The sequence below is a fragment of the Bradyrhizobium sp. Arg816 genome (genome assembly GCF_029989365.1).
GTDB lineage: Bacteria > Pseudomonadota > Alphaproteobacteria > Rhizobiales > Xanthobacteraceae > Bradyrhizobium.
In genome coordinates this window covers 1-487 of record NZ_JAPRAQ010000160.1, presented here as the reverse complement: position 1 = coordinate 487, position 487 = coordinate 1, and the positions used below count along the sequence as shown (strand labels likewise).

1 pseudogene is annotated in these 487 nt (G+C 68.4%); it reads left to right on the top strand.

Annotated features, from left to right (window positions below):
• Window positions 1–487: pseudogene (locus OWC48_RS46305) on the top strand (aldehyde dehydrogenase (NADP(+))); the annotation flags it as partial.

The following is a 487-nucleotide window of genomic DNA, read 5'->3' as shown; positions in this document are numbered from 1 at the left end:
TTCGTCGCGGCGGCGGCGGCGGCGCTGGGCGACATGCCGGCGGCGACGATGCTCACCCCGGGCATCGCCAAGGCCTATCAGACGGGCGTCGAGGCGATCGGCAGCCACAATACCGTCGAGACGGTCGCGCGCGGCAAGGCCGGACATCACTGCCAGGGCCAGGCCGGCCTGTTCCAGACCAGCGCCGAGGATTTCCTGGCTCATCACGAGCTGCCGGACGAAATCTTCGGTGCCGCGTCGCTGATCGTGCGCTGCGCCGACCTGGAGACGGTGACCAATGTCGTCGATCATCTCGAGGGCCAGCTTACCGGGGCGATCCACATCGTCGAGGCTGATCATCCCGAGGCGGCGAAGCTGATCCCGCATCTTGAGCGCAAGGTCGGCCGGATCCTGGTCAACGGCTTCGGCACCGGCGTCGAAGTGGCGCATGCCATGGTCCATGGCGGGCCCTATCCGTCGACTGCCGACGGCCGCTCGACCTCGGTCG